Below are 6384 nucleotides of genomic sequence, written 5' to 3' on the forward strand. Positions count from 1 at the left end.
GGAAGGCGAAGGCGTAATCATCGCCAACCTGCTGAACCGGTGGAACGCCTTCGGCAAACCGGTTTGCGTCAAAAATGCATAGTCGCGTCCATGGCACGGGAACTCGTACCCATCCGGACAAAGCCCAGGAGTGGGGCGAATTTCGCTGCGCTTGAGGCTATCAACGCCGGGCGCGAGACGGCGATCAGGATTCGTCAGCCGAAGTATCTGAATAACATCGTCGAGCAGGACCACCGCGCGATCAAGCGCCGGACCCGCCCGATGCTCGGGTCCAAGAAATTTCGTTGCGCCCGCATTCTCCGGGGTGACATCGAAATCAAAATCATGCACATGATCGTCAAGGGGCAATTGAACGATTGCGGCGTTGGTGCAGACTGCCGCACAGCAGTTCTATTCGCTGACTGTATAAGGAATGCATGCCATATCGGTCTTGGCCGACCTTTCGCTCTTACTGCGACAGAACCCGAGCTGGTGCCCTGTACCTTGCGACAAGGACATCGTCCCCCTACCACTGTAAATCCGAGACAGCCTGCCCATAGTCGCGCAACTTCGCGACAGTGTAGGCGTCCAGCCATGCGATGATCTGTCGCATTTGTCGCAATTGCGACATTGAGAACATTGAAGCGACCGCATCGGAAGACTCGCTGGAATACCGAACTGACGTGGGATTTGCCACCTCACGCACACTTGGCACAAAAAGTGATAGTCAAGAGAGAAGCCTCTTTTGAATTTCGAGTGGGTGGATTTGGCCGGGTCAAGGGCGGGCGTAACCCCGGCGGACCGCACCCTTGATGCGGTCAAATCCAGTCGCACGCTTGACGGCTCGGGCCAGGCAAAGCCTTGCGGCGCCCAGCTCCCGAGCTCGTCCGGCGGCAAGGACTTCCACGCCTTGGGGCGGGGTTAGGGGTGGGGTAATCCACGCCGAAGAGTCGAGTCTTCCGCTACCGCGCAAGGCGTACCACCCACTCAAATATCAAAAGAGCCAGAGAGAAATTAGTGGGTGCGGCAGCAGGCAGCGTAGTGCAAGGCATTGCACATCGCTACGGCCAGCTCGTTCAACGTAGCAATGGTTAGGGATACACAATGATAGCTTTATCGAAAGAAGAGACGGGCGAAGGCCGTGCTGTGCACGGAGAGCTATCCCTCCCCGACATGAAGGCCGGGGTTGCCCGCGCCTTCTAATGAAAAAATTTTTAGTATCAATCGCCTCGTTTGTGTTGCTACTGTCGATGACGGTGACCTCAGCCGCTGCAGCCGTGGCTGCCCCCGCGCCGTTGCCGAAGTGGAGCGTGTTGATTTTCATGAACGGGAAGATGTGTTTACATTTTGTCTTTTGCGCGAGCAGGCCAAGATGATTCGAACGTTATTGAGCGATGAAGTATGGGCACGAATCGAATCCGTCTTGCCGGGCAAGGAAGGCGATCCAGAGCGCACGGCGACCGACAACCGTTGGTTTGTCGAAGCTGTCCTCTGGATCGGCCGGACCGGATGCCCCTAGCGCGATTTGCCGAAAGAGTTCGGCCGATGGCATACGGTGTACATGGGCTTAGTCCGGATGGGGGTATTGCAAAGATGGTGCGGGTTGTGTAGAAGCGCAACATCATGAAGCCAGCTTGAATAATGCCATATAAAGCCAGACTAAAGACGGGTGAACCGCGCAAGCGCAAGAAACCGGGGTACCGGGTGATGAACGCGCGGGCGTATAACCAGAGCCTGAGAAAGCGCGGCATGATCAGCCTGTATGTGCCGGGCGGCGATCTGAAGGCGCAGCTTATCAACGCAAAGATCCGTACGCCGGGCGTGTCGGGGCGTGAGCCGACCTACACCACGGCGTACATCGAGCTGATCTTTACCTTCTACCGGCTGTTCGGCTGGGGGATGCGGCAGATCACGGGCTATATGGACGACTACTGGGAGACTCGCGGGCTGGACATCCTGGTGCCCAGCGCCAGTCAGCTGGGCGAACGGTTCGCTTCACTGGAGGTGAGCGTCACGCAGCGTTGCGAACAGCTGGCCCGACGTCTCGCGCGCGGCGAGACGATCAGTCTCATCGTCGACAGCACGGGATTGAGCTTTGGGCGGGCGAGCCAGTGGTACGAGGAAAAGTTCGCTCAGAGGGCCGCGCGCACGCCGTGGCGCAAGATGCATCTGTCGATCTCTCGCTTCAAGGCCCGCGAGGTCAGGTCGCGGCGCCCGGCCTGGATGTCTGCCGTAAAGGCCACCCAGGCGCTCACTGGTGAAACGCGTTTGCCACGTTGTGATGAATCGCGAATCGCAGCAATTCGGCCATGATCGCCGCCCGCGAGGCCCCTTCGAAGAGCAGCAAGATCAACCGCGCACGCCTTACCTGGCCAACCGCCATCGTGCGGCTGCGCTGCATCGACATCAGCTCTTCGCGCTCGGTTTCACTCAGATTCATTTTGCCCATGCACTATTAGATAAGTGCAATTTCATTGGTTCAATGGACTAGGAGAAAAGCATGCAGCAAATCGCGGATTCAATTCGACATTCTATAAGGAACAATCACTTAAAGTCGTATGTATATAGTTATCCTTCGAAAAGGTCGTATAAAAGTCTACATAATATCGGCATTGCGGAAATATGGCACACCGGTGATCGCGGGCCAGCTTCAATATATATCCATATACCATTTTGCAGATACAGGTGTACTTATTGTACGTTATTTCTAACTACCCAGGGTACAGAGGATATAATACAAAATTATGTTGATAAAATATGTGAACAAATCAAATTTTATGCGAAATATACGGGAAGGAAGACAGTTGCATCTGTGTATTTTGGTGGCGGAACTGCGACTATTCTAAACGAAAAACAATTCGGACAGGTTTTTTCATCGATTCAACACGGATTCCCGAATATTGCGTCCTCTGCTGAGCTATGTGTCGAAGGTTCTCCCGACTCGATCTCCGAAGAACTCCTCGACTTCTTGAAAAACCAAGGCGTGAACCGAATCAGTATGGGTATCCAAACCATGGATTCCGCTGAACTGAAGGCCAGCGGTCGCCCATACCCGGTTTCGACAACAATCTCCGCGGTAGAAAATATCCGAAAGCGTTTCGAAAATTTCAATCTGGATCTGATCTACGGCCTTTCAGGTCAGACCTACGAAAGCTGGCAAAATTCGCTCCGCCACATCGTTTCATCAGGTCCACTTACTATCTCACTGTATCCTGCAATTAGCCGACCTCTCACAGCGATTTATAAGCAGCAGCGATTGCATCCGGCGCGATACATCGACGACCAGACCACGTATGCGATCTACGATAGCAATGTCGAGTTCATGCAAATGAATGGATACCGACAAGAGTCCTTCACTAGGTTCACCCGTCTGCCAGAAAGCAGCAGCGCGTACGCCCAAGAGACTTCCGACTTTCTCGGCGTTCCGATGATCGGAATTGGAGCAGGCGCAAGAAGCTACAACGGAAAATACCACTACAGCTTCGACTACGCGGTCGACCTCAATGAGGTCGGCAAGGCCATTCAAGATTATTTGAGCCTCGAAATCACCGAACACAGCATGGTGAGGTACGGGATTGTTCTGGATGCTTACGAAGAGCGCTTGAGATATTTCATCCTCAGCCTTACGCTGAACCAGCTTTCTCGGGCGTACTATTCATCACAGTTTGGCCGGAGTCTGTATTCTGATTTTTTGGACGTAATTGATGCACTTGAGGCTGAGGGGTGCATCGAGCCACCGTCCAATGACAAGATTCGATTGACCAGGAAGGGTTACAAATACAGTAATTTGGTCGCGCACCATCTTTTCTCGAGCCATGTGAAAACCCTGGAAGAAAGGTATGTTCCACGATGAACAACAGTGAGCAATTTTGGGAGAAAGGTTATTCGGACGCGAAAGTTTGGACGATGGGCGGACCGAGTGTTGAGGTATTTGAAATTGAACAGTTTCTACCACGAAACTCGACTGTTATAGACATCGGCTGTGGCGAAGGCAGAAATGCGCTCTTTCTTGCCCTCAGGGGACACAAGGTGACCGCCTTGGAACTTTCCTCGAACGCCGTGAAGAAACTTCGTTCGATTGCTGACCGTTATTCATTGAACATCGATGTGATCGAGCAACGGATCGAGGATTTCGTACCGGATGAAAATTATGATCTAGTTATGGCGCACTCGTCGTTACATTTCGTGACGAAAGACGTGTGGATTCCCTTGCTTCGGGAAATGAGGCAACTGACTAAGCCGGGCGGATTTCACAACTTCACATCGATTATTGGAATTCCTCGCTACCCAGTTCCGCACGAGTGCCGACATGCCAATTCGTTTGACCGAGGCGATCTCGACTCGCAATATGCGGACTGGCAGATTCTTCGTTCCGATTTCTACGCCAAGTGGGATTGCCATCCGGGTATTCCGACGCATGTGCATGCCGTTGAGAAGTTTCTCTCGAGAAAAGCAAACTCGGTCGAGCGGTTCACGTTGACGAAGGTCGATCTTTCGAACAGCGACAATCTTCCTTTAATCTTGTTCGACAGCATACCCCTTGGAGCCGATGCTACCGCAGTCAAGTCGATGGGTGTTCGTCCGAGACATGTCAATCGGATTGAAATGCTAGGGTGGAACATGACGTCTCCTATGGAGCTGACGGGCAACTATGTGGTTGAAGACTGGATTTTCGGGAAATACGGACTCCAATTCACACAGGGCATTTTGACGGGTAAATACGAGTATTTCACGTCACCAGTTTCGTTGCGGAACTCTAGACATCATGTATGGACCTGCCGCACCTCAAGGCACGCGGATTAACCTTGTGAACCGCCCCGGGGTTTTCCCTCAGGATTACCCACAAGTTATGCAGTCGTGCTATTCGTCCTGCCTGAATATTCGGTACATCATCGTAATTTCATGCAGAACAAGAAAGCCACGCCAGATGACGGTAGGCCCTGGAGGATGATCACGCTTTCGAGGAAGATAGCCGCCGAGTCTGGCGATCCACAAAATCACCTGCGCGAGTGAGGGCGGTTCATCGGGCATTTCTGTACTACCGTGCGTACGGCAGTAGAGGGCCTGCCACTCGATTGGCTGCAGCAATACTTCGCACGACAGGTTTCCATCAAGCCGTGCAAGCAGCATCGCGTACAGGATTCTCCAGCTTACTACGGCGAACAACGCGGTGGCGCGTACGAATCGTTCGACATTGCCAAATTGGCGGGTTTCAATGCGACAGCCGCTTTTAAGCACGCGATGCCACGATTCAATTGTGCATCGACGTGCATACCATGCCAGACGCTCGAGGGCCTGTGCTTGCGTATACGTAGGCACCGAGGTCAGCAATAGCCATTCCAATGGCTCGGCTCCTTCGTCTACGTTCGTTTCCAACGCATGAATTGCAAATACCTCAATTTCGGGAAGCTTCTCGCGACGACGATTTTGCCGCGGACGAAGGCGTACGGGCATGCATCGTACAACCAGCCGTGCGGTGCGCGCCTGTCGGTTTTCGCGCGCAGGCACCTGCAGTTGCGTTTCTCCAATCACTGGCAAGGCTAGCACGGTTTCCAACAAATATCGATCAGGGTGTGCAACGCGTCGATTCCACGAAGCGCGCACCAGCCAGTCGACACCGGCAGGCCGCCGTGCCAGGAACACATCGTAGACATCGCCTTCGCGATCGCTCACGCCGATGACTTGCGTATGCGGACAGTGTGTCTTGAGTATGCCCAGCTGCTCGATACCTTCGAGCCATTTCGCGCGCTCTTTCTCTTGTACGCTTCGTTGTCCGCGCAGATGTTTCTTGCCCAACTCCTCCAGCCTACGTATCCACGTCTTCGGGCCGATCACGCTGAGTGGCAGCCCCTCAGACGTGAGCGCAAGCAGACTGTGTATCAGGAAACCACGAACGTGTGGATCGGAGCCATATCCCAGACCTTCGGTTGCCCGCAAATGAGACAAATTGAACTCAGTGGTGTCCTGAACCGCAAGTACGATCTGCACCTGCTGCATGCGACAAAGCGTTTGGCCGATGTGCGCGCCCAGCACGCCATCGACATCCACCTGTGGGTTATCGAAGAACCGATAAGCCGCCTTCAGCTCAGAAGAATTGAACGATTGCGGAAAAGAGCAATGCGGACTCGTCGAAAGCCTACGCGCCAGCATCACGAGCCGTCTGGTCAGGCGAGCGTCGCCACGTTCGGCGCACCAAACTCTTCACTTGCCCAGTCATCGAGGTCAGGGGTGTGCGACAACGCCCGGCATCACAGATCATGAACGGATCAAAGTTAAGGAGTCCGGTCTGAATAATTCGCTTTCGGCGGCACCGCTCACGGTGTCGACGCGAAAGCGGCGCAGAGGTTTAGCCACGACACAAGCACAAGGACGCAAAAACGCCGCAGTTTTCTGAGGATCATGCGC

Annotated in this window: 3 protein-coding genes and 4 pseudogenes; 5 read left to right on the top strand and 2 right to left on the bottom strand. The window is 53.8% G+C overall.

The window, feature by feature from the left end; translation table 11 throughout:
- Positions 1 to 126 precede the first annotated feature (126 nt).
- The 3 pseudogenes from AB3X94_RS41005 to AB3X94_RS41015 form a co-directional block, all read left to right on the top strand.
- Positions 127 to 409, top strand: a pseudogene (locus AB3X94_RS41005) (DDE-type integrase/transposase/recombinase); the annotation flags it as partial.
- 942 nt (positions 410 to 1351) lie between these two features.
- Positions 1352 to 1495, top strand: a pseudogene (locus AB3X94_RS41010) (transposase); the annotation flags it as partial.
- A 233-nt stretch (positions 1496 to 1728) separates the two neighbouring features.
- Positions 1729 to 2064: pseudogene (locus AB3X94_RS41015) on the top strand (transposase); the annotation flags it as partial.
- Between the two features lie 93 nt (positions 2065 to 2157).
- On the opposite strand, the pseudogene AB3X94_RS41020 reads toward AB3X94_RS41015, so the two are convergent.
- Positions 2158 to 2428: pseudogene (locus AB3X94_RS41020) on the bottom strand (IS630 family transposase); the annotation flags it as partial.
- A 51-nt stretch (positions 2429 to 2479) separates the two neighbouring features.
- On the opposite strand from AB3X94_RS41020, the gene AB3X94_RS41025 reads away from it, so the two are divergent.
- Entirely contained in the window at positions 2480 to 3832 is a 1353-nt protein-coding gene (locus AB3X94_RS41025; protein WP_368614416.1) for an STM4012 family radical SAM protein, read from the top strand.
- Positions 3829 to 4782, top strand: a complete 954-nt coding sequence (locus AB3X94_RS41030; RefSeq protein ID WP_368614417.1) for a class I SAM-dependent methyltransferase — start codon at positions 3829 to 3831, stop codon at positions 4780 to 4782. Before AB3X94_RS41025 ends, AB3X94_RS41030 begins: the two co-directional genes overlap by 4 nt.
- 57 nt (positions 4783 to 4839) lie before the next feature.
- Here AB3X94_RS41030 and AB3X94_RS41035 read toward each other — a convergent pair whose 3' ends face one another.
- Positions 4840 to 6129: an IS4 family transposase gene (locus AB3X94_RS41035; protein WP_368594253.1), complete on the bottom strand. Its 1290-nt coding sequence runs from the start codon at positions 6127 to 6129 to the stop codon at positions 4840 to 4842.
- Between the last annotated feature and the right edge of the window lie 255 nt (positions 6130 to 6384).

Origin of the sequence: Paraburkholderia sp. BR10923 (genome assembly GCF_040948765.1) — a bacterium.
Taxonomy (GTDB): Bacteria; Pseudomonadota; Gammaproteobacteria; order Burkholderiales; family Burkholderiaceae; genus Paraburkholderia; species Paraburkholderia youngii.

Bases quoted from the DNA above. Each gene is read 5' to 3' on its own strand.
- AB3X94_RS41025 (WP_368614416.1), top strand. From the start codon at position 2,480: ATGCAGCAAATCGCGGATTCAATTCGACATTCTATAAGGAACAATCAC.
- AB3X94_RS41030 (WP_368614417.1), top strand. From the start codon at position 3,829: ATGAACAACAGTGAGCAATTTTGGGAGAAAGGTTATTCGGACGCGAAA.
- AB3X94_RS41035 (WP_368594253.1), bottom strand. From the start codon at position 6,129: ATGCTGGCGCGTAGGCTTTCGACGAGTCCGCATTGCTCTTTTCCGCAA.